The organism is Brachybacterium phenoliresistens, from assembly GCF_039530785.1.
Classification (GTDB): domain Bacteria; phylum Actinomycetota; class Actinomycetes; order Actinomycetales; family Dermabacteraceae; genus Brachybacterium; species Brachybacterium phenoliresistens.
On the sequence record NZ_BAAAOW010000001.1, the window covers coordinates 52660 to 74514 of the forward strand.

Here is a 21855-nt window from a genome sequence, read left to right on the forward strand (position 1 = left end):
CGAGGATGCCGCGCCCGCCCGGACGCAGCAAGGCGCCCGTCCCCGGGTGTGGACGGACGCCTGCTGGGGAGGAGGAGCGGCTCTCCCCGAGGACTCAGCCCAGGTCGCGCGCGGAGCGCTCGATCACCGCGAGCCACTCCTTGCGGGCCTCCAGGGCGGCCTCGGCCTCGGCGATCCGGGCGGGGTCGCCGGAGGCGCGCGCCGTCTCGAGGTCCTCCTCGTAGGAGGCGATCGCCGCCTGCAGCTGGGAGGAGGCGCCCTCGACGCGCGCCTTGGTGCGCGGGTCGGTGCGACGCCACTCGTCCTCCTCGGCCTTCTTCACCGCGCGCTCGACGGCGCGCAGGCCGTCGTCGAGGCGATGCATGGCGCTGCGGGGGACCTTCCCGGCGCTCTCCCAGCGGTCCTGGATCGAGCGCAGGGCCTCCTTGGCCGCGTCGAGGTCCGCGCTCGGATCGATCGCCTTCGCCTCCTCGAGCAGGGCCTCCTTGACGACGAGATTCTCCTGCTGCTCGGCGTCCGAGGCGGCGAGATCCGCGTTGCGGGCCTCGAAGAAGCGGTCCTGGGCGGCCTTGAAGCGCGCCCACTGCGCATCGTCCTTGCGGCGGTTGCCGCGCGGCGCGGCCCGCCACTCGTCCATCAGCTCGCGGTAGGCGCGGACCGTCGGGCCCCAGTCGGTCGAGTCCTGCATGGCCTCGGCCCGGGTGATCAGGTCGCTCTTGATCCGCTCCGCCTCGGCGTGCTGGTCGTCCAGCTGGGAGAAGAACTGCTTGCGCTTCCGGTCGAAGGCGCTGCGGGCGGCCGAGAGCCGCTTCCACAGGGCGTCCTCGACGGACCGCTCCATCGCGACGGACTCCTTCTGCATCTGCTTCCAGGTGCCGACCATCGACCGCATCGTCTCCCCGGCGCTGCGCCAGGAGATCTGCGCCGGATCGGTCGCCACGAGCGATTCGATGCTCTCGACGAAGGCCGTGCGCTCCGCGGTCGCGGCCTCGCGGGCGGCGTTGCGCTCGGCCTCGAGCTCCTGGATCTTCGCCTTGGCGGTCTCGCGCAGCTGGGCGGCGCGGGCCCGCAGGGCGGGGATGTCCCCGACGACCTTGGGCTCCTTGAGGTTCTTGCGCAGGTTCTCCAGCAGGCGGTTCAGCTCGACCTGGGTGTGGCGGGGCGCCGAGAGGGTCCGCTCGGTCGCGTCCAGGAACACCGACAGGTCGATGTAGGCGCGCGCGAACGGATCCAGCGCGGCGACCGGATCCTTCTCGGCGGTGGTGCCGATCTCGCGGCGCTGGGTCCCGTCCTGAACGCTGACGGTGCCGTCCTCGGCGACCTCGCCGAAGGCGCGGGCCGCGGCGAGCTGCTCCTCGTCGTACTCGGCGACCGGGGCGGCCACCACGGGGACGAGCGGCGCCGACGGCTTGCGGCCGGCGAGAGCCGCGGGGGAGGGCGGCGTGGGACGGGCACTGGGCTTCGGGGCGGGCGTCTGGGACTCGCTCACGATGCGCTCCTTCGGGGTCGTTCCGCTGCAGGGCGGGGCACTGTCGCTCGGAGGCGACGTCATGGATGCGGCGCGGGCGCCGCAGGGCGGGCGCCACAGGGAGGAACTCTACAGCTCTCCGCGTGTGCGGCCTCTGGCCGTCGCAGGGACGGACTCCTCGGGGACGCGGTGCACGCCCCGGGCGGGCATCGTCGATAATGGTCCGGTCAGCAGTCCCCGCACCCAGGAGCACCTCCGTGGCGAAGATCAGCGCCCTGTCCGGATTCCCCGAATGGCTCCCCGCCCAGCGGCGGGTCGAGCAGCACGTCATCGACGTGTTCCGGCATGTGGCGGAGCTGCACGGGTTCGCCGGCATCGAGACGCGCGCGGTGGAGCCCATGTCCCAGCTGCTGCGCAAGGGCGAGATCGACAAGGAGGTCTACGTCCTGCGGCGGCTCCACGCCGAGGAGGGCGAGGACACCGATCCCGACCGCACCCTCGGGCTGCACTTCGATCTCACCGTGCCGCTGGCGCGCTACGTCCTGGAGCACCAGAACGACCTCTCCTTCCCCTTCCGTCGCTACCAGATCCAGAAGGTGTGGCGGGGCGAGCGCCCGCAGGACGGGCGGTTCCGCGAGTTCTACCAGGCCGATCTGGACATCATCGGCCAGGACTCCCTCCCCGGCCACGTGGAGGCGGAGGTCGCGGTGGTCATGGCGGAGATCCTCGCCCGGCTGCCGCTGCCGGGGTTCACCATCCACGTCAACAACCGCCGGCTCTCCGAGGGCTTCTTCCGCTCGATCGGCATCCAGGACCACGAGGCCGTGCTGCGCGCGCTGGACAAGCTGCCCAAGATCGGCCGGGAGGCGGTCCACGCCCTGCTCGTGCAGGACGCCGGCGTGAGCGACCAGCAGGCCGATGCCTGTCTCGGCTTCGCCGCGATCAGCAGCGCCGACGGCTCCTTCGCCCAGGCGGTCCGCGACCTCGGCGGCAGCGGCGAGCTGATGGAGCAGGGCATCGCCGAGCTCACCGCGGTGCTGGAGCGCGTGCAGGCCGCCGTCCCCGGGGCGATCGTCGCGGACCTCTCCATCGCGCGCGGCCTGGACTACTACACGGGCACCGTCTTCGAGACCTTCGTGGAGGGCCACGCATCGCTGGGCTCCGTCTGCTCGGGCGGACGGTACGACCGCCTGGCCGCGGACAACCGCCACACCTATCCGGGCGTGGGCCTGTCCATCGGCCTGTCCCGTCTGGTCTCCCGCCTCATCTCCGCGGACCTCGCCCGCGCCACCCGCCCCGTGCCCTCGGCCGTGCTCGTGTCGGTGACCTCCGAGGAGACCCGCGGCAGCAGCGAGGCGGTCGCCCGGGCGCTGCGCGCGCGGGGGGTGCCCACCGAGGTCGCCCCCAGCGCCGCGAAGCTCGGCAAGCAGATCCGTGTGGCGGACCGGCGCGGCATCCCCTTCGTGTGGTTCCCCGCAGAGGAGGGCGGCGAGCATGCGGTCCGCGACCTCCGCAGCGGGGAGCAGGTCCCGGCCGACCCGGCGTCCTGGACCCCGCCCGAGGAGGACCTCACGGCGCGGGTCGTGCCGACGGCGTGAGGTGACTCACCTCGCGGCGGCGCGGGAATGCCGGCGCCGCCGCGGGCGTTCTCCCGTCATGGCTACTACCACGCTGACCGCAGCGAACCACGACGAGACCGTCCAGGACGGCGTCGTCCTCATCGACTTCTGGGCCGGCTGGTGCGTTCCGTGCCAGCGCTTCGCCCCCATCTTCGAGCAGGCGTCCGAGGAGCACACGGACGTCACCTTCGCCAAGGTCGACACCGAGGACCAGCAGGAGCTGGCCATGCGCTACGGGGTCACCTCGATCCCCACGCTCGTGGCCTACCGCGACGGGATCCCGGTGTTCTCCCAGCCCGGCGCCCTCCCGCAGAGCGCCCTCGAGGACCTCATCAACCAGGTCCAGAACCTCGACATGGACGAGGTCCGCAAGGCCTACGCCGAGGCGCAGTCCCAGCAGCCCGGCGCCTGAGCCCGGCCGAGCGAGAGCTCGCCGCACCGCGAGAAGGCCCCGCACCGATCGGTGCGGGGCCTTCGTGCTGTGCCCTGCGGGGCCGCGTCCTGCGGGGGCCGCGCGGGAGGCGCGGCCCGGCGGCCGGCAGCCGCGCGGCGCCGGGCCCTGCGGAGCCGGGCCGCGCGGCGCTCAGCGCGCCGACGTGTCAGTCGTGGTGACCGCGGCGGAAGGGACGCGAGCTGTCGTCCCGGCCGAAGCGCGCGGGGCGGCCGCCGCCGCGATGCTCCCGCTTGCCGTCGTAGCGCGCCCGGGGATCGTCGCCCGAGGAGCGCGGACCGGTGCGCGGACCGCGGTCCTCCGAGATCCGCAGCGAGCGGCCGGCGATCTTGGCCCGGCCCACCCGCGCGAGCTGCTCCTCGTCCAGCGTGCCGCGCAGCTGGACCAGCGAGAAGCTCCCGAAGATGTCGATCTTGCCGACGTCCTTGCCCGTCAGCCCGCCCTCGCCGGTGATGGTGCCGACGATCGCCGGCGGCTTGGCGCCGTGGCTGTGGCCGACGCCGATGCGGTAGGTGGTGTAGCCCTTCTCGGCGCGGCCCGGAGCGGCGCCGCCGGGGCGGTCGCCGCGGGAGGGACGGTCGCCGCGGGAGGAGCGGTCGCCGCCGTCGCGGTCCGAGCCGCCCTTGAGCGAGGCCCCGCGGAACTCGTCCTCCTCGGCGCTCTGCGGGCCGGCGTCGCCGACGCTCATGGCGCCGAGCACGGCCGCCAGCTGGCGGGCGTCGAGCTCGGAGTCCGCGAGGAACTCGTCGACCAGCGTCAGGTACAGGTCCAGGCGCCCGGCCTCGGCGCGTGCCGGCACGGAGGCCAGCAGGGAGCGCATGCGGTGACGGGAGACGTCCAGCGGCGAGGGGATCTGCATCTCCTCGAGCGTCTGGCGGGTGGTCTTCTCGATCGCGCGCAGCTTGCGGCGCTCGTGCGGGGCGACGAAGGTCAGCGCCTCGCCGGTCCGGCCGGCGCGGCCGGTGCGGCCGATGCGGTGCACGTACGCCTCCGGCTCGCCGGGGACGTCGAAGTTCACGACCAGGCCGATGCGGTCCACGTCGAGGCCGCGGGCGGCGACGTCGGTGGCCACGAGGACCTGCAGCGAGCCGTCGCGCAGGCGCTCGACGATCTTCTCGCGCTCCTTCTGGGGGACGTCGCCGCTGATGGTGGCGGCCACGAGCCCGCGGGTGATGAGCTCGGCACCGACCTCCTCGGCCGCGGCGCGGGTGCGCACGAACACGATCGCCGCCTGGGCGTCCGAGACCGCCAGCACGCGGGCCAGGGCGCCGGCCTTGTGACGGAAGGGCACCACGGCGTAGCGCTGGGTGACCGAGGAGACGGTCGAGGACTGGCGGGCCACGGTCACGCGGACCGGATCGTTCATGTGCTCGGCGGCGACCTTCTGGATCGCCGGCGGCATCGTCGCGGAGAACAGCGCCGTCTGCTTGGTGGACGGCGAGTGGGAGAGGATCTCCTCGACGTCCTCCGCGAAGCCCATGCGGAGCATCTCGTCGGCCTCGTCCAGGACCGCGTAGCGGATCCCGTCCAGGCGCAGGCTGCCGCGGCGCATGTGGTCCATCACGCGGCCGGGGGTGCCGACGACGACCTGGGCGCCGCGGGAGAGGGCGCGCTCCTGCGGGTGGTAGGGCGAGCCGCCGTAGACGGCGACGACCTCGAGGCCCTCGCTCGCGGAGGCAAAGGAGGTGATCGCGTCGGCCACCTGCATGGCGAGCTCCCGGGTGGGGGCCAGCACCAGGGCCTGCACCGAGCGCAGGGCCGGGTCGACGGCGGCCAGCAGCGGCAGCCCGAAGGCGGCCGTCTTGCCGGTGCCCGTCTGGGCGACGCCGATCACGTCGCGGCCGGAGAGCAGGGACGGGATCGCCTGCTCCTGGATGGGGGAGGGGCGCTCGAAGCCGAGCGCGGCCACCGCCCTGCGCAGCGCCGGCGGCAGCTGCAGATCGTCGAAGGTCGGCTCGGGGGCGGCCGGGGCCGCCTCGGCCGGGGGCGCCTCATCGCCGGCGCCGGCGCCCTCGCGGGGCGCGTCGGTCATCTCGGGGTCGGAGGGCATGGGGGCGTGTTCAGACATCTCGTCCTCGGTCTGCGGGATTGGAGCCGCTGCGGGGGTGGACCCGCACTCGCGCAGGTCGGGACAGCTCCCCAGTCTAGGTGCGAGGGTGCGCACGGCGACAGGTGCGGGCCGGGCGAGATCGCTCACGCCCGCTGTAGGCTGGCCCCTGCCCGGGCGGCCCCCCGCCGGGTCGAGACCACCCCGACGACGAAGGACATGTCTGTGCTGCGCACCCACAACGCCGGTGAGCTCCGTGAGGACCACATCGGAGCGACCGTCACCCTGACCGGCTGGATCGGCCGCCGCCGCGATCACGGCGGCGTGACCTTCCTCGACCTCCGCGATGCGAGCGGGGTCGCGCAGGTGGTGGTGCGCGAGGACGAGGCCATGCACCTGCGCAACGAGTACGTGCTGAAGGTCGTCGGCACCGTGGACCGTCGCCCCGAGGGCAACGAGAACCCGGCGCTGCCCACCGGCACCGTGGAGGTCACCGCGCAGGAGGTCGAGGTGCTCAACACCTCGGCGCCGCTGCCCTTCCAGCTCGACGAGCACACCGAGGTCGGCGAGGAGGCGCGGCTGCGCTACCGCTACCTCGACCTGCGCCGCCAGGGCCCCGCGCAGGCGCTGCGCCTGCGGTCGCTGGCCAACCGGGCCGCCCGCGACGTGCTGCTGGACGACGGCTTCCTCGAGATCGAGACGCCGACGCTGACCCGCTCCACCCCGGAGGGCGCCCGCGACTTCCTGGTGCCCGCGCGCCTCTCGCCCGGTTCCTGGTACGCCCTGCCGCAGTCGCCGCAGCTGTTCAAGCAGCTGCTCATGGTCGCCGGCATGGAGAAGTACTTCCAGCTGGCCCGCTGCTACCGCGACGAGGACTTCCGCGCGGACCGCCAGCCCGAGTTCACCCAGCTCGACATCGAGATGTCCTTCGTCGACCAGGAGGACGTGATCGCCCTCGGCGAGAAGATCGTCCAGAAGGTGTGGGCGAGCGCCGGGTACGAGATCTCCACCCCGATCCCGCGGATCACCTACGAGGAGTCCATGCGCCGCTACGGCTCGGACAAGCCGGACCTGCGCTTCGACCTCGAGATCACCGAGATGACCGAGTTCTTCGCCGACACGCCCTTCCGCGTGTTCCAATCCCCGTACGTGGGGGCGGTCGTGATGGCCGGCGGCGCCTCGCAGCCGCGCCGCACCCTGGACGCCTGGCAGGAGTGGGCCAAGCAGCGCGGTGCCCGCGGCCTCGCCTACGTGCTGATCCAGGAGGACGGCAGCCTCACCGGCCCGGTCTCCAAGAACATCTCCGAGCAGGAGAAGGCGGGCCTCGCGGAGAAGGTCGGCGCGAAGCCCGGGGACTGCGTCTTCTTCGCCGCGGGCGAGGCGAAGACCTCCCGCGCCCTGCTGGGCGCCGCCCGCAACGAGATCGCCGCGCGCCTGGGCCTGATCGACGAGGACGCCTGGGCCTTCGTCTGGGTCGTGGACGCGCCGATGTTCGAGCCGGCCGGCGACGCGGTCGCCGCCGGTGACGTGGCCGTCGGCTCCGGGGCCTGGACCGCGGTCCACCACGCGTTCACCTCGCCCAAGCCGGAGTACCTCGACACCTTCGACAGCGATCCCGGCTCGGCGCTCGCCTACGCGTACGACATCGTCTGCAACGGCAACGAGATCGGCGGCGGGTCCATCCGTATCCACCGTCGGGACGTCCAGGAGCGCGTGTTCTCCGTGATGGGGATCGACGAGGAGCAGGCCCGCGAGAAGTTCGGCTTCCTGCTGGACGCCTTCGCCTTCGGCGCCCCGCCCCACGGCGGCATCGCGTTCGGCTGGGACCGCGTGGTCTCGCTGCTGGCGAAGACCGATTCGATCCGCGACGTCATCGCCTTCCCGAAGTCCGGCGGAGGCTACGACCCGCTGACGCAGGCCCCCGCGGCGATCACCCCGCAGCAGCGCAAGGAGGCCGGCGTCGACGCGAAGCCCGAGCCGAAGGGCGAGCAGGCCGCTGCGACGGCCGAGAGCGGGAAGGCCGCCGCGACGGGGGAGTCCGCTCCCGCCTGATCCGTCGTCCGCGCGGACCCGGACATGCACAAGGGCGCTCCCCTCGGGGAGCGCCCTTGGTGCTGTCGGCGCAGGCCGCGGCGCCGGTGGGGAGCAGTGTCAGCGGGGAGCGTCGCCGTGCTTGATCTGCGCGCGGGGCAGGCGCCAGCGGCGGATCTGCATGGCACGCATGATGCCGTAGCCCACCAGGCCCTGGCCGACGGAGCCGTACCGCTCGGTGAGCGCCGCCCGCAGCCGCCGGCGCAGGATGAAGCCGTCGACCACGCACAGCAGGATCCCGCCCCACAGGACGATGATCATGCCGGTGCTCATGACGGTGTAGAGATCGATGCGGATCAGCGGGACGACCAGCGCGATCACCATGAAGACGAGCGCGATGGGGAAGAAGTACTCCGCGATGTTGCGCCGGGAGTCGACGAGATCGCGCACCAGGCGCCGCTCGGGACCGCGGTGCTGCGCGGGCATGTTCGCCTCGTCGCCGGTCATGAGCGCCTGCTGAGACTTCGCGCGCTGGGCGGAGGCCCGCTCGCGGTCGCGGCGCCGCGCCTCCTTGCGGTCGGTCACCACCAGCGGTCGGCGACGTGCCGCCTCCGCCTCGCGGCGGGTGCGGGTCGGCCGGCCCTTGCTGCCGGGCCGCGGTGCGGGCGTGGACTCGGGGGTCTCGGGCTTCTGGGAACTCACCGGAGCATTCTAGGCGCTGGACGTGCGTGATCCCGGTGAGCCGTCCGTCGCGGTGGCGATACGGTGGATCCATGCCCACTGCCGATGCCCCCCGCCCCGCCGCTGTGCCGGATCTCGCCGCCGATGTGCCCGCGCTGCGCGCGCGCCTGGACTCCCTGCTGCCCGCGGCGATCGCCGACCTCGAGGACCTCGTGCGGATCCCCTCGATCGCCTTCGACGGATACGACCGGGCCGAGGTCCGTCGTAGCGCCGAGGCCGTCGCCGAGCTCCTGCGCGGTGCGGGACTGCCGGATGTGCGCATCACCAGCGTCGCCGACGGCGCGCCGGCGGTCATCGGCCGCCGCCCCGCCGCGGACGGCATGCCCACGGTGATGCTCTACGCCCACCACGACGTCCAGCCCACCGGCGATCCCGACCAGTGGTCGAGCGCGCCCTTCGAGCCCACCCGTCGCGGGGATCGCCTGTACGGGCGCGGCGCCGCCGACGACAAGGCCGGGGTGATCGCCCACGTCACCGCGCTGCGGCTGGTCGGGGAGGAGCTCGCCGCCGCCGGCATCGGGGTGAGCGTCTTCGTCGAGGGGGAGGAGGAGGCCGGCTCCCCGACCTTCCGCCCGTTCATCGAGGCCCACCGCGAGGACCTCGCCGCCGATGTGATCGTCGTCGCCGACAGCGCCAACTGGTCCGTGGGGACGCCGGCGCTCACCACCAGCCTGCGCGGGCTGGTCGATCTGACCGTCACCGTCCATGCCCTCGACCACGCGGTGCACTCGGGCATGTTCGGCGGGCCCGCCCTGGACGCGCTCACCCAGCTGGGACGGCTGATCGCGACCCTGCACGACGAGGACGGCTCCGTAGCGGTCGACGGCCTGGTGCAGGCCCCCGATCCCGAGGTCGACATGCCCGAGCAGGACTACCGCCGCGATGCGAGCGTCCCCGAGGGTCTCGAGCTGGCCGGCACCGGATCGATCACGTCGCGGCTGTGGACCAAGCCCGCGCTGTCGGTGATCGGCATCGACGCCCCGAGCGTGCAGCAGGCCTCCAACACCCTGGTGCCCTCCGCCCGGGCCAAGCTGTCGCTGCGGATCGCCCCCGGCCAGGACCCCGAGGCCGCGATGTCGGCGCTGATCGCCCACCTCGAGGCGCACACCCCGCGCGGCTGCCGCCTCGAGATCGCCCGGGGCGAGCAGGGCCGGCCCTTCCTCGCCCCTGCGGACACTCCCGCGATGGGTCTGGCCCGTTCCGCCTTCGCCGCGGCCTGGGGCACCGACCCGGTGGACACCGGGCTCGGCGGGTCGATCCCGTTCATCGCCGATCTGCTCGAGGTCTTCCCCGGCGCCGAGGTGCTGGTCACCGGCGTCGAGGATCCCGATTCCCGCGCCCATGGCGTGGACGAGTCCCTGCACCTGGGCGAGTTCGCCCGGGTGTGCCTGGCCGAGGCCCTCCTGCTGCGCGCCGCCGGGAGCCTGCAGGGCGGGGCCCCGGAGACCTCGGCCGCGACATCGCAGACCGCCGGCTCCGAGACGGGGGAGGGGGCATGAGCACCCAGCGTCCCGGTCCCGGGACCGACCCCGAGCGTCCCGAGGACGGCGTCGTGCACGTCTCCCCGCTGACCGTCCCCGCCCTGTTCCTGGGCCTGGTCGTCGGCTTCCTCGCGGCGTACTTCTTCCTCGGATGGGGCGCCTTCGTGCTGGTCGCCGTGGTGGTCGGCGCGCTGTCGGCCCTGGTGCGGGGGAGCCGGCACCGCGAGGCGGCGATCGCCCTCGTCCTGGGCACCGCGGTCGGCTACTGCGGCGTGATCCTGCTCGCCCTGTTCCGCGGAGCGCTCTGACCAGGGGCGTCTGCGCGCCGGGCGAGGACCGCCCAGCGGTCGGGTGTCCCATTGCGGGCCGCGCAGGCGTACGCTGGATGGATCCGCAGATCCGATCAGGAGGACGGCATGACCACCACCGCTGAACCGACGCAGACCGCGGCGCACGGCGTCACCCTCACGGAGGGGGCGGCCGAGAAGGTCCGCACGCTGCTGGACCAGGAGGGCCGCGACGACCTCCGCCTGCGCATCGCCGTGCAGCCCGGCGGCTGCTCGGGACTGATCTACCAGCTCTACTTCGACGAGCGCATCCTCGACGGCGACGCCACCGTCGACTTCGACGGGGTCGAGGTGGTCGTGGACAAGATGAGCACGCCCTACCTCAGCGGGGCGGTCATCGACTTCTCCGACACCATCGAGAAGCAGGGGTTCACGATCGACAACCCCAACGCGCAGAGCTCCTGCGCCTGCGGCGACTCCTTCTCCTGAGCCCCGCACCCTCGCGCGCGTCCCGGACCCGCGGTCGGCTTCTGCCGGCCGCGGGTCCGTCGTCTGCGGGCATCCGGGAGCTCATCCGTCGGCCGAGCACCGCGGGCGGGTGGTCTCCGGCCGCGAGCCGGGGCGCCACGCCGGCGCGCCGGAAGTCGGCATGCTCACAGCGGGGTTCCCAGGCGGTCCGGACGGCGGGTCCGTGCTGTGTCCGCCCTGAGAAGACCGTATGATGACGGTGTGTCGTGAGCGGACCCGCTCCTGCGCCGCGCCCGGGATCCCGGGAGCGAGAGGCAGGGCTCCGGGGCCGGCTCGCGGACCACGCGCCGGGACCCGTCCCGACGGACATCGAGTACCATCCCCGCCCCGCGGGCCATGCGCCATCTCCCCAGGTGGCGTGCGGATCGCCCGGGTCGGTGACGACGAGCGGAAGGTCATCCACGTGATCCCCCAGGCCACCCACCGCCCCCGGCGCCTGCGCCGCGTGGCGACCGGTATCGCGCTAGCGGGCCTCGCCCTGACGGGCTGCACGGCTGAGCAGCGTCGCGGGTTCCTCCCCGGCGATTCCACCCAGGAAGTCACGAACCAGACAGGCCGCATCGTCGACCTGTGGGTCGGCTCGTGGGTCACCCTGCTCATCGTCGGCCTCATCGTCTGGGGCCTGGCCATCTGGTGCGCGATCGCCTACCGTCGCCGCCGCACGGACACCGGCTACCCGGTGCAGCTGCGCTACCACGTGCCGCTCGAGATGATCTTCACCCTCGTCCCCGTGGTCATGATCATGACGCTGTTCTACTTCACGGACCGGGACATGACGGCGATCGAGAACCACGTCGCCGAGCCCGACGTGACGATCAACGTCGTGGCAAAGCAGTGGAGCTGGGACTTCAACTACGTCGACGAGGACGTCCACGAGCCCGCGGGCGTGCAGTCCTTCGAGACCGGCGTCCCCGGGGCGGAGGAGTCGCTCCCGGTGCTGTACGTGCCGGTCGACCAGACGGTCGAGTTCAAGCTCGACTCGCGCGACGTCATCCACTCGTTCTGGGTCACGGACTTCCTCTACAAGAAGGACATGTTCCCCGGCCACAGCACGAGCTTCCAGGTGACCCCGACGAAGGTCGGCACCTACAAGGGCAAGTGCGCCGAGCTGTGCGGCGAGTACCACTCGGACATGCTCTTCGTGCTGAAGGTCGTCCCGCAGGACGAGTACGACCAGCACATCCAGGATCTCCGGGACCAGGGTCTCGAGGGTCAGCTCAGCGTGGACCTGAACCGCAACGCCGAGGAATGGGACATGCGCGAGCTCAGCGAGACCGCCCACGACAACGCCTACGGGCGCACCGAGAAGCAGGGGGAGCAGGAGTGAGCACGCAGAGCGCCACCGCCCAGTCAGCGGATCGTTTCCTTCCTCGGCGGGAGACGAACCTGGGCAAGCAGTTCTTCTCGCTGCTGACCACGACCGACCACAAGGTCATCGGTCTGCTCTACATGGGCATGGCCTTCGCCTTCTTCTGCTTCGGCGGCGTCCTCGCGCTGATGATCCGCGCGGAGCTGTGGGAGCCCGGCCTGCAGGTCGTGGTCTCCAAGGACCAGTACAACCAGCTGTTCACCATGCACGGCACGATCATGCTGCTGATGTTCGGCACGCCGCTGTTCAACGGCTTCGCCAACTTCCTCGTCCCGCTGCAGATCGGCGCGGTCGACATGGCGTTCCCGCGCCTGAACATGTTCGCCTTCTGGCTGACGCTGTTCGGCTCCCTGATCGCGGTGGCCGGATTCCTCACCCCGCAGGGCGCCGCGTCCTTCGGCTGGTTCGCGTACGCGCCGTTGTCGGACACGACGTTCACCCCCGGCCTGGGCGGTGATCTGTGGGTCTTCGGCCTCGGCTTGTCGGGCTTCGGGACGATCCTGGGCTCGGTCAACTTCATCACCACGATCCTGTGCATGCGCATGCCCGGCATGACCATGTTCCGGATGCCGATCTTCACCTGGAACATCCTCATCACCGCGCTGCTGGTGCTGATGGCCTTCCCGCCCCTGGCGGCGGCGCTGTTCGCGCTCGGTGCGGACCGCAAGTTCGACGCGCAGATCTTCAACCCGGCCAACGGCGGCTCCCTGCTGTGGCAGCACCTGTTCTGGTTCTTCGGCCATCCCGAGGTGTACGTCCTCGCGCTGCCCTTCTTCGGCATCGCCTCCGAGATCTTCCCGGTGTTCAGCCGCAAGCCGATCTTCGGCTACAAGACGCTGGTCTTCGCGACCATCGCGATCGCGGCCCTGTCGGTGACCGTGTGGGCGCACCACATGTACACCACCGGCGGCGTCATGCTGGAGTTCTTCGCCTTCATGACGATGCTGATCGCCGTGCCGACGGGCGTGAAGTTCTTCAACTGGGTCGGCACGATGTGGCGAGGATCGGTCACCTTCGAGACGCCGATGCTCTTCTCGCTCGGCTTCCTCACGACCTTCCTCTTCGGCGGCCTCACCGGTGTCATCCTCTCGACGCCCGTGCTGGACTTCCACCTCTCGGACACGTACTTCGTGGTCGCGCACTTCCACTACGTCGTCTTCGGCACGGTCGCGTTCGAGATGTTCGCCGGCTTCTACTTCTGGTGGCCGAAGATGTTCGGCTACAAGCTCAGCGAGAAGATCGGCGTCGTCCACTTCTGGCTGCTCATGATCGGCTTCCACATGACGTTCCTCATCCAGCACTGGCTGGGTGTCGAGGGCGCACCGCGCCGCTACGTCAACTACCTCGCCGAGGACCAGTTCGACTGGATGAACCAGGTCTCCACCGTGGGCGCCTTCATCCTCGGCGCCTCGACCCTGCCCTTCATCCTCAACGTCGTCGTGACGCACATGAAGGGCGAGAAGGTCACCGAGGACGATCCGTGGGGCTACGGCGCCTCCCTCGAGTGGGCGACCTCCTGCCCGCCGCCGCGCCACAACTTCCACTCGCTGCCGCGCGTGCGGTCCGAGCGCCCCGCGTTCGACCTGCACCACCCGGAGGTCGCCGCCGCAGACCACATGCTCGAGCCGGAGCTCGTCGCCGCCACCGACAGGAGCGCTCACTGACATGCGTACCACGTCCCGGATCTTCTGGATCCTCGCGCTGTTCTTCCTCGCCGCCGCGGTCGTCTACGGTCTGATGACCGGATATGCCGCCCCGATGGGCATCGAGACGGTCGGCTTCCCGGCCCTGCTCATGGCCACCGGTCTGGCTGCCCTCATCGCCCTGACCACGCAGATCACGGCCAAGAAGTTCCCGAACCAGCCGGAGGAGGACGAGGTCGCCCCGGTCTCGGCCCAGGCCGGCGTCCAGGGCAGCTTCGCGCCGTACAGCTGGTGGCCGCTGTGGGCAGCGATCGGCTGCGCGATGGCGTTCCTCGGTGTCGCCGTCGGCTGGTGGCTGCTGGGTCTCGGGATGATCCCCGTGATCGTCGGCGTCTGCGGCTGGGTGATGGAGTTCTCCCGCAACGAGCACGCCCACTGACAGATCGCTCCGGCGCGGACACACCGCGCGGGAGCGACGACGGCTCAGGGCCGGACACCGCACAGGTGCCCGGCCCTGAGCCGTTCTGCTACCGTGCTCTGCGAGTCCGCGCCGTCCTCGCGCGGCCCGGCGGCCAGGAGGCGCATCCCGATGATCGGACCGTCCACGACCCCCGCCCAGCGGGCGGAGGAGCAGATCACCGTCCAGTTCGCGGGGCCGGACGTGCTCGAGGGCGCGATCGCCTGGGCGCGCGACGTCCTCGACGACGCCGGCGTCGACGCCGCCCGGAAGCCCCGGGCCGCCGCCCGCCGCCTCCGGGCCGCACGCCCCGGCCTGAGCCGCATCGCGGCCCGCTACCTCGTCCACCGCGTCCGAGGCGGAGGCCCGGCCCAGGGAGACGGGCGCGGCGCCCTGCTGCGGCGCTGAGCGTCCTCTCGGCCACGCCTCGTGTGCCCTGTGCCGTGTCGCGGCCACGCCCCGTGCCGTGCCTGCTCGCGGCCGCCGCGTCCTGATGCTCCGGGGAGGGCCCGGAATGCTCCGGGGAGGGCCCGGAGCCGGTGCCGGACAAATCGGTGGCGCTCTCCTCGGTTGATGCGCGACGATCGCCGCATGATCGATCAGCAGAAGCTCTGGGACACGGACGCCGCCCGGCAGTACGACACCCCCGGCGAAGGCATGTTCGCCCCCGAGGTCCTCGGACCGACCGTCGAGACGCTCGCACGTCTCGCCGAGGGCGGCTCCGCGCTGGAGCTCGCGATCGGGACCGGGCGGGTGGCGATCCCGCTGCGCGCCGCCGGTGTGCCCGTGCAGGGCATCGAGCTGTCCGAGGCCATGCTCGAGCGGCTGCGCGAGAAGGTCGACGCCGCGCAGATCCCGGTCGTGCAGGGCGACATGACCACCGCCGTCGCGGGCGGCGCGCACTCCCTCGTCTACCTGGTCTTCAACACCATCGCGAACCTGCTCTCCCAGGAGCATCAGGTCGCCTGCTTCCGCAACGCCGCGCGCCACCTCGCACCCGGCGGACGCTTCGTCGTCGAGCTCTGGGTCCCGCAGCTGCGGGCGCTCGCCCCCGGCCACCGGGGCACCGTCGAGATCTCGGAGGAGGGGTACCTCCTCGTGGACACCATCGACCTGCTCGACCAGAGGCTCATCTCGCATCACATCCGTTTCGACCCGCAGGTCGACGGCAGCCGGGACGCCCGCATCACGCGCACGCCGCATCGGTACATCTGGCCCTCCGAGCTGGACCTCATGGCGCAGCTGGCCGGCTTCGAGCTCGAGGACCGCTGGGCCGACTGGCAGCAGAGCCCCTTCACCGCCGAATCGGCCGGCCACGTGAGCGTGTACCGCCTCGCGCCCCCGCAGACCTGATCCGGCGGGGCCGAGCCGGCCTCTTCACGGTGCTCTGCAGGGAGAACGGACAGCACAGCAGACTTCGGCATCTCGCGCTGTAACAGCGTAATTCCACTGTTGGCGCCGCATCTCGTGGTGATCGGCCCTGGCACCCTGCCATGGACGGTCAGCTCCCTGTCTGCGGGACGCCGGCCGGGGCTGCGCCGCCACGTGGCGTCGGCTGCGCCGCCGTGGAGCGTCCGCGCCCGCTGGGGGAGGGGCGGTGCGCGGGTGGGCGCGCCGGCGGAGCATGAGCATGGACGCAGAACGACGGCGGGCCCCGGGAATGTTCCCGGGGCCCGCCGTCGTGAGGGGTGATCCGTCGGTCAGTGGCCGACCTTCGCGGAGGGGACCGTGTAGTCCCCGCCGGTGACGGCATCGATCTCGTGCTTCTCGTGGGCCGCGTGGTCGAGGGCCTCGCGCAGCTCGGCCGGGGTGACCGGCGAGATGTAGTCCTTGAAGAAGAAGCTCGTGGCCTTCGCCCGCAGCGCGGAGACGCCCTTGCCGGCCTTGAGCGGACGGAAGTCGTCGTGCTGGACGAGGACCCAGCGGTCGTACTCGTTGAGCGGCTCGTGGATCTCGAGCATCTCCCCGTTGGGCATGCGGACCACCTTCGACGTCTCCACGCCGTGCAGAGCCAGCCCGCGCTTGTGGCGCTGCATGGCGATGCACAGTCTCTTGGTGATGTAGAAGACGAGCACCGGCGCCACGAAGATCGAGACGCGGAACAACCAGGTGAGGTCGTTGATCGACAGGTGCAGCTTGAGGGCGATGAGGTCGTTGGTCGCGCCGAGGGCGAGGATCAGGTAGATCGTGATCCAGGCGACGCCCAGGCCCGTGCGCACCGGGTTGTTGTACGGCAGGTCCAGCACGTGGTGCTCGCGGTCGTCCCCGGTCACCCATGCCTCGAGGAAGGGGTAGAGCGCGAGGAAGGCCAGCAGCCCGCCGTAGATCGCCATCGGCAGCAGGATGTTCAGCGAGATGACGTAGCCGAAGATCGTGAACTCCCAGCCCGGGATCAGGCGCAGGCCGCCGTCGGTCCACAGCATGTACCAGTCCGGCTGCGAGCCCGCGGACACGGGGGAGGGGTCGTACGGCCCGTAGATCCACACCGCGTTGATCGCCGTGGTCGCCGAGATCAGGGTGATGATCCCGAAGACGAGGAAGAAGAACCCGCCGGCCTTGGCCGCGTACACCGGGAAGACGGGGAAGCCGACGACGTTGCGGTCGGTGCGGCCCGGCCCGGGGTAGTGGGTGTGCTTGGACAGCACCAGCAGCGTCAGGTGGATCGCGATCAGTCCGAGGATGGCGGCAGGCACCAGCAGGATGTGGATCGTGAACAGACGCGGGATGATGTCGTGCCCGGGGAACTCGCCGCCAAACAGCAGCATGGAGAGGTAGGTCCCGACGATCGGGATGCCCTTCATGAGGCCGTCGACCACGCGCAGGCCGTTGCCGGAGAGCACGTCGTCGGGGAGGGAGTAGCCGGAGAAGCCGGCGACCATGCCCAGGACCATCAGGGAGAAGCCGACGAGCCAGTTAAGCTCACGGGGCTTGCGGAACGCACCGGTGAAGAACACGCGGAACATGTGCACGAAGATCGCGACCATGAACACCAGCGCGGCCCAGTGGTGCATCTGGCGGAACAGCAGCCCGCCCTTGACCTCGAAGGAGAGATGAAGCGTCGACTCGAAGGCGCGCGACATGTGCGCGCCCTGCATCGGCCCGTACACGCCGTCGTAGACGACCTCGTCCATCGAGGGGACGAAGAACATCGTCAGGAACGTGCCGGAGACCAGCAGGATGACGAAGCTGTACAGCGCCACCTCGCCGAACATGAAGGACCAGTGGTCCGGGAAGATCTTCCGGCCGAGGAACTTGACCAGGCCGCCGCCGGCGGTGCGCTGGTCCAGCCAGTCGCCGCCCACGGCGCCGAGCCGTGCCACGCGACCGGGCTGCGCGTCCTGCTTCTGGGAGGAGGGAGTCGTGGTCGTCACGTGATCACTTGTCCTTGTGGAGGTCCCAGAAGCTGGGGCCGATCGGTTCGGGGAAGTCGCCCGTGGCCACCAGGTAGCCCTCGGCGTCGACCTCGATCGGCAGCTGGGGGAGCGGGCGGTGGGCGGGGCCGAAGATCACCTTCGCGGCATCGGTGACGTCGAACGTCGACTGATGGCACGGGCACAGCATGTGGTGGGTCTGCTGCTCGTACAGCGCCACGGGGCAGCCCACGTGCGTGCAGATCTTCGAGAAGGCGAGGATGCCCTGGTGGCCGTTGGCCAGGCTCTCCTCGTTCTTGCCGATGGCCGGGTCGATGCGGACGATGACCGCGGCCGCCTTCGCGCGCTCGTTGAGGAAGTGGGGCGTCTCCTCGGTCAGGCCCTCGGGCATCACGTGGAAGATCGAGTTCATGGCGACCTCGTCGGCCCGGATGGGCGTGCCGTCATGGTCGCGGGTCAGGCGCATGCCCGGCTTCCAGAAGGTGTGGTGCAGCTTGTTCCCGGGCAGCGGGCCCAGGGTCGACAGCGGCGCCAGCACGGCGATGGGCAGCGCGGCGAGCGCTCCGACCATGGCGGTGACGATCACGGGGCGGCGGGCGATGCCGGACTCCTGCAGGCCGCCGGTGATGATCTCCACCGCGCGATCGCGCGACTCGTCGGAGCTGCGGGTGGCGTGCCGCTCCTCGACCATCTCGTCGTCGGGCATGAGGGTCTTGGCCCAGTGCACGGCCGCGGCGCCGATGAAGAACACCGCGATCGCCAGGCCGAGGCCCGTGAACAGATTGGACCAGAAGACGGCGCGCAGCGTGCCGCCCTCCGCGAGGAGGTTCGTGTCCATCGGAGTGAAGACGAAGTACGAGGCGATGAACAGGACCGTGCCCAGGATCGAGAGCACGAACATGCCCGCGACGATCTTCTCGGCGCGCTTCTCGGCGCGCTTGTCGGTGTCCGCCTGGCGGTGGACGTGCGGGGGCAGCCCCGGGTTCGGGAAGCCGCCGCCCTCCTTGGGGGCGATGGCGCTGACGCCCTTCGCAGGGGTGGTGCCGTCGAGGTTGTCGGTCATCTCGGTGCTCACTTGGCCTTCGCCCCCAGCCACACGGCGCAGGCGGTCAGCAGGGACAGGATGATGGTCCACGCGTACAGGCCCTCGGTGACGGGGCCCAGGGAGCCGAGGGACAGGCCGCCGGGCGAGCCGTTCTCCTCGAGCGCATGCAGGTACGCGATGACGTCGTTCTTGTCCTGCGCGGTCAGGTTGTCGTCGTTGAAGACGGGCATGTTCTGGGGCCCGGTCTCCATGGCCTCGTAGACATGCTTCGGCTCCACGCCGTCGAGCGTGGGCGCGAACTTGCCTCGGGTCAGGGCACCGCCGGCGCCGGCGGCGTTGTGGCACATGGCGCAGTTGATGCGGAAGATCTCGCCGCCCTTGGTGGCGTCGCCGTTGGCGGGGTCGAGGTACTGCTCGTCGGGCAGCGACGGGCCGGGGCCGAGCGAGGCGACGTACGCCGACAGCTGCCGGGTCTGCTCCTCGTTCATCTGCGGCGGCTTGCGCCACGCCTGCGCGCCGGAGTTCTCCATGGGCATGCGGCCGGTGCCGACCTGGAAGTCGACGGCGGCGGCGCCCACGCCGATCAGCGACGGGCCGAGGGTGTTGCCGTCGGCATCCTGGAGGCCCTCGCCGCTGCGGCCGTGGCAGGTCGCGCAGTTGGCCAGGAACAGGGCCTCGCCCTGCTGGATGTCGTCGGCGGTGTACGTCTCGGCCTGCGCGGTCCGGGGCTGGAAGGCGGCGTAGAGCCCACCGGTCGCGACCAGCGCGAGCAACAGGATCACGAGTAGCGCCATCGGATGATGACGGCGCGCGGCGAGTGCCTTCACGGTGTGGACCTCGATTCGTGGGTGGGGCGTGGGGAGCTGAGGAGATGCGGGGCGGCGGCGGGCGGCATCAGAAGACCGAGAGGTTCCACGGGACGTGGCCCATGATCGGGTCGAGCAGGTACACGATGCTGAACAGGCCGATCCACACGACATCCACGAAGTGCCAGTAGTAGGAGATGCAGATGGCGCTGACCTGCTCGTGGTGCGTGAACTTCTCCGCGGCGAAGGCACGGGCGAGGACGAACAGGAAGGCGATCAGGCCGCCGACCACGTGCAGGCCGTGGAAGCCGGTCGAGAGGTAGAAGACCGAGCCGAACGGCGAGGAGGACAGCGTCACGCCGTGGTGGATGAGCTCGGTGTACTCGTAGGCCTGGCCGGCGACGAACACGGAGCCCAGGACGAAGGTGAGCGTGTACCACTCGACCATGCCCCAGCCCGCGAGGTTGAAGATCGACCCGGTGCGGCGGCGCCGCGGCTCGAAGCTGCCGGTCCAGGGGAGGTGGCCCTCGGCCATCCACACGCCCATCTGGCAGGTGACGGAGCTGAACACCAGGATCGCGGTGTTGACCATCGCGAAGCCGTGGGTGAAGTGCCCCTCGCCCTCGTAGAAGGTCTCCGGAGCCATCGCGCGCAGCGTGAAGAACATCGCGAACAGGCCGGCGAAGAACATGAGCTCGCTGGACAGCCAGACGAGCGTGCCGACCTGCGTGGCATTGGGGCGGCCGACGGCCGGGACCGCGGGCGAGCGCTGGGGCAAAGTCGCTGTAGTCACGTCACCATTATGTCGTGTCGTCAGATTCGGTGCCGCCGGAACACGACATCCGGGCGCACCGGGGGCATCGCCCCACGGTCCCGGCCAGCATATCGCTCCTGACAAGCTGTCATGAACCCGGACACGCGCCCGTGCACGTGCTGTGACGGACACCTGTCCGTGCCGGTGCGGCGCGGTGCCCCGGCAGGCCGTCCGGGACGGGACGATCGCGCCTGCGGCGGCCCGCGGATGCCAGAATGGCGCCATGAGTGCGACATCCCCCACGTGGCCGGTCCTGACCTCCCATCTGGTGCGCGGAGAGGACCTTCCCGCGGACTGGGCGGCGTGGGCGATGGGCGAGCTGATGGACGGGGCCGCCACCTCCGTGCAGCTGGCGGGCTTCCTGGTCGCCCTGGCCTCCAAGGGCGTCACCAGCGCCGAGCTCGCCGCGCTGGCCGATGTGATGGTCGAGCACGCGCGCCCCATCGAGGTGCCGCGCCACGCCGTGGACATCGTCGGCACCGGCGGGGACCTCGCCAGCACCGTGAACATCTCCACGATGGCCTCCGTGGTGATCGCCGCGACGGGCCGCCGGGTCGTCAAGCACGGCAACCGGGCCTCGAGCTCGCGCAGCGGCTCCGCGGACGTGCTCGAGGTGCTCGGCGTGCGCCTGGATCTGCCGGTCCCCGACGTCGCCGCGATGGTCGAGGAGGTCGGGATCACCTTCCTGTTCGCCGTGCTGTTCCATCCGTCGATGCGCCATGCCGCCGAGGCGCGCAAGGGGCTGGGCGTCCCCACCGTGCTGAATTTCCTCGGGCCGATCACCAACCCGGGACGGCCGCGGGCGGGCGCGGTGGGCGTGGCCGACGCCGTCATGGCCCCGACCGTCGCCGGCGTCTTCGCCGAGCGGGGGACGAGCGCCCTGGTGTTCCGCGGCCAGGACGGGCTGGACGAGATCACGGTGCAGTCGCCCAGCGACATCTGGGAGGTGCGGGGCGGCACGATCCGCGAGCACGTGCTGGACCCGGAGGCGCTGCTCGGGGTGCCCCGCAGCCCCATCGGCGCGCTGCGCGGCGGGACGGCCGAGGAGAACGCCGAGGTCGCCCGGCAGGTCTTCGCCGGGGAGCGGAGCGGTCGCATGGGCCCGATCCGGGAGGCGGTGCTGCTGAACGCCGCGGCGGGCCTGGTGGCCCACGACGGCATCGACCAGGGCGAGGACGACGGCTTCGCGGAGCGCTTCGTGGCCGGCTACCAGGAGGCGTCGGCCGCGCTGGACGCGGGCGCGGCGGCCGGCGTCCTGGAGCGCTGGGCGGCCGCCTCCCAGCGCGCCTTCGACGCGCAGCGCTGATTCCTGCGGGGCGGGGGCGGCCGCTGCCCGTGCTGCCTCAGCCGTCGATGCCCAGATCGAAGGCGGCGTCCAGGTCGGTCTTCGAGTAGGTCTTGAAGGCGATGTTCGTCGTCGTGTCCAGGACCCCCTCGACCTTCCCGATCCGGTCGGCGATGACGGCGGCGAGCTCCTCGTGCTCGCGCACCCGCACCACGGCGATGAGGTCCACGTCCCCGGTGACCGAGTAGACCTGGTCGACCGCGGGGATGTCGACGACCTGCTCGGCGACCTCGGGGATGAGACGGCCGTCGACGATGATCGAGACGATGGCGGTGATCATGGTGCCTCCTGCTGCGGGGTGGTGGGTGCTGCCGGCCGCGTCCTCGCGCGCCGGGGCGGGCGCCCGCGGCGG

20 protein-coding genes are annotated in these 21855 nt (G+C 71.4%); 12 read left to right on the forward strand and 8 right to left on the reverse strand.

Annotation, left to right across the window (positions count from 1 at the left end; genetic code table 11):
* Window positions 1-94: 94 nt before the first annotated feature.
* On the reverse strand, window positions 95-1489 hold the full coding sequence (locus tag ABD234_RS00250; RefSeq protein ID WP_232226161.1) for a DUF349 domain-containing protein: 1395 nt from the start codon (window positions 1487-1489) through the stop codon (window positions 95-97).
* A gap of 236 nt (window positions 1490-1725) precedes the next feature.
* Between ABD234_RS00250 and hisS the strand changes: the two genes are divergently transcribed.
* Entirely contained in the window at window positions 1726-3066 is a 1341-nt protein-coding gene (gene hisS, locus ABD234_RS00255) for a histidine--tRNA ligase (protein WP_038370360.1), read from the forward strand.
* A gap of 58 nt (window positions 3067-3124) precedes the next feature.
* Window positions 3125-3499 carry a thioredoxin gene (trxA, locus tag ABD234_RS00260; protein WP_038370359.1) on the forward strand — a complete coding sequence of 125 codons (375 nt, stop codon included), beginning with the start codon at window positions 3125-3127 and terminating at the stop codon, window positions 3497-3499.
* 187 nt (window positions 3500-3686) lie between these two features.
* On the opposite strand, the gene ABD234_RS00265 is transcribed toward trxA, so the two are convergent.
* Window positions 3687-5606, reverse strand: a complete 1920-nt coding sequence (locus tag ABD234_RS00265; RefSeq protein WP_038370358.1) for a DEAD/DEAH box helicase — start codon at window positions 5604-5606, stop codon at window positions 3687-3689.
* Between the two features lie 204 nt (window positions 5607-5810).
* On the opposite strand from ABD234_RS00265, the gene aspS reads away from it, so the two are divergent.
* A complete protein-coding gene (gene aspS / locus ABD234_RS00270; protein WP_038370357.1) occupies window positions 5811-7637 on the forward strand; it encodes an aspartate--tRNA ligase in 1827 nt (608 codons plus the stop codon).
* Between the two features lie 99 nt (window positions 7638-7736).
* On the opposite strand, the gene ABD234_RS00275 is transcribed toward aspS, so the two are convergent.
* The gene (locus ABD234_RS00275; RefSeq protein ID WP_038370356.1) at window positions 7737-8318 is read right to left on the reverse strand and encodes a DUF3043 domain-containing protein; all 582 of its coding nucleotides are present in this window, start codon (window positions 8316-8318) and stop codon (window positions 7737-7739) included.
* Between the two features lie 71 nt (window positions 8319-8389).
* Here ABD234_RS00275 and ABD234_RS00280 point away from each other — a divergent pair, with 71 nt between their 5' ends.
* The 8 genes from ABD234_RS00280 to ABD234_RS00315 all read left to right on the forward strand — a co-directional run bounded on the left by ABD234_RS00280 (window position 8390) and on the right by ABD234_RS00315 (window position 15475).
* Entirely contained in the window at window positions 8390-9856 is a 1467-nt protein-coding gene (locus tag ABD234_RS00280; protein WP_051486432.1) for a dipeptidase, read from the forward strand.
* Window positions 9853-10146: a hypothetical protein gene (locus ABD234_RS00285; protein ID WP_232226160.1), complete on the forward strand. Its 294-nt coding sequence runs from the start codon at window positions 9853-9855 to the stop codon at window positions 10144-10146. The genes ABD234_RS00280 and ABD234_RS00285 overlap by 4 nt, the downstream gene beginning before the upstream one ends.
* 108 nt (window positions 10147-10254) lie before the next feature.
* Window positions 10255-10614 (forward strand): iron-sulfur cluster insertion protein ErpA, encoded by a 360-nt coding sequence (gene erpA, locus ABD234_RS00290; RefSeq protein WP_038370355.1) that lies wholly within the window; start codon window positions 10255-10257, stop codon window positions 10612-10614.
* A 442-nt stretch (window positions 10615-11056) separates the two neighbouring features.
* The gene (ctaC, locus tag ABD234_RS00295) at window positions 11057-11980 is read left to right on the forward strand and encodes an aa3-type cytochrome oxidase subunit II (RefSeq protein ID WP_038370586.1); all 924 of its coding nucleotides are present in this window, start codon (window positions 11057-11059) and stop codon (window positions 11978-11980) included.
* Window positions 11977-13686: an aa3-type cytochrome oxidase subunit I gene (gene ctaD / locus ABD234_RS00300; protein WP_038370354.1), complete on the forward strand. Its 1710-nt coding sequence runs from the start codon at window positions 11977-11979 to the stop codon at window positions 13684-13686. Before ctaC ends, ctaD begins: the two co-directional genes overlap by 4 nt.
* Window position 13687: 1 nt before the next feature.
* Window positions 13688-14104, forward strand: a complete 417-nt coding sequence (locus ABD234_RS00305) for a cytochrome c oxidase subunit 4 (protein ID WP_038370353.1) — start codon at window positions 13688-13690, stop codon at window positions 14102-14104.
* A 150-nt stretch (window positions 14105-14254) separates the two neighbouring features.
* Window positions 14255-14530 (forward strand): hypothetical protein, encoded by a 276-nt coding sequence (locus ABD234_RS00310; protein WP_051486431.1) that lies wholly within the window; start codon window positions 14255-14257, stop codon window positions 14528-14530.
* A 183-nt stretch (window positions 14531-14713) separates the two neighbouring features.
* Complete coding sequence (locus ABD234_RS00315; protein WP_038370583.1) at window positions 14714-15475, forward strand: class I SAM-dependent methyltransferase; 762 nt, start codon at window positions 14714-14716, stop codon at window positions 15473-15475.
* Between the two features lie 347 nt (window positions 15476-15822).
* Here ABD234_RS00315 and qcrB read toward each other — a convergent pair whose 3' ends face one another.
* From qcrB to ctaE, 4 genes are all read right to left on the reverse strand, one after another.
* On the reverse strand, window positions 15823-17493 hold the full coding sequence (qcrB, locus tag ABD234_RS00320; protein WP_038370352.1) for a cytochrome bc1 complex cytochrome b subunit: 1671 nt from the start codon (window positions 17491-17493) through the stop codon (window positions 15823-15825).
* A 4-nt stretch (window positions 17494-17497) separates the two neighbouring features.
* A complete protein-coding gene (qcrA, locus tag ABD234_RS00325; protein WP_038370581.1) occupies window positions 17498-18556 on the reverse strand; it encodes a cytochrome bc1 complex Rieske iron-sulfur subunit in 1059 nt (352 codons plus the stop codon).
* A gap of 8 nt (window positions 18557-18564) precedes the next feature.
* Window positions 18565-19365: a cytochrome bc1 complex diheme cytochrome c subunit gene (gene qcrC / locus ABD234_RS00330; protein ID WP_038370351.1), complete on the reverse strand. Its 801-nt coding sequence runs from the start codon at window positions 19363-19365 to the stop codon at window positions 18565-18567.
* Window positions 19366-19432: 67 nt separating this feature from the next.
* Complete coding sequence (gene ctaE / locus ABD234_RS00335; RefSeq protein WP_051486430.1) at window positions 19433-20137, reverse strand: aa3-type cytochrome oxidase subunit III; 705 nt, start codon at window positions 20135-20137, stop codon at window positions 19433-19435.
* A 244-nt stretch (window positions 20138-20381) separates the two neighbouring features.
* Here ctaE and trpD point away from each other — a divergent pair, with 244 nt between their 5' ends.
* Window positions 20382-21464: an anthranilate phosphoribosyltransferase gene (gene trpD, locus ABD234_RS00340; protein ID WP_038370350.1), complete on the forward strand. Its 1083-nt coding sequence runs from the start codon at window positions 20382-20384 to the stop codon at window positions 21462-21464.
* 37 nt (window positions 21465-21501) lie between these two features.
* Here the strand turns inward: trpD and ABD234_RS00345 are convergent, their stop codons facing one another.
* Window positions 21502-21783, reverse strand: coding sequence for an Lrp/AsnC family transcriptional regulator (locus ABD234_RS00345; RefSeq protein WP_038370349.1), 282 nt, complete (start codon window positions 21781-21783; stop codon window positions 21502-21504).
* Window positions 21784-21855 lie beyond the last annotated feature (72 nt).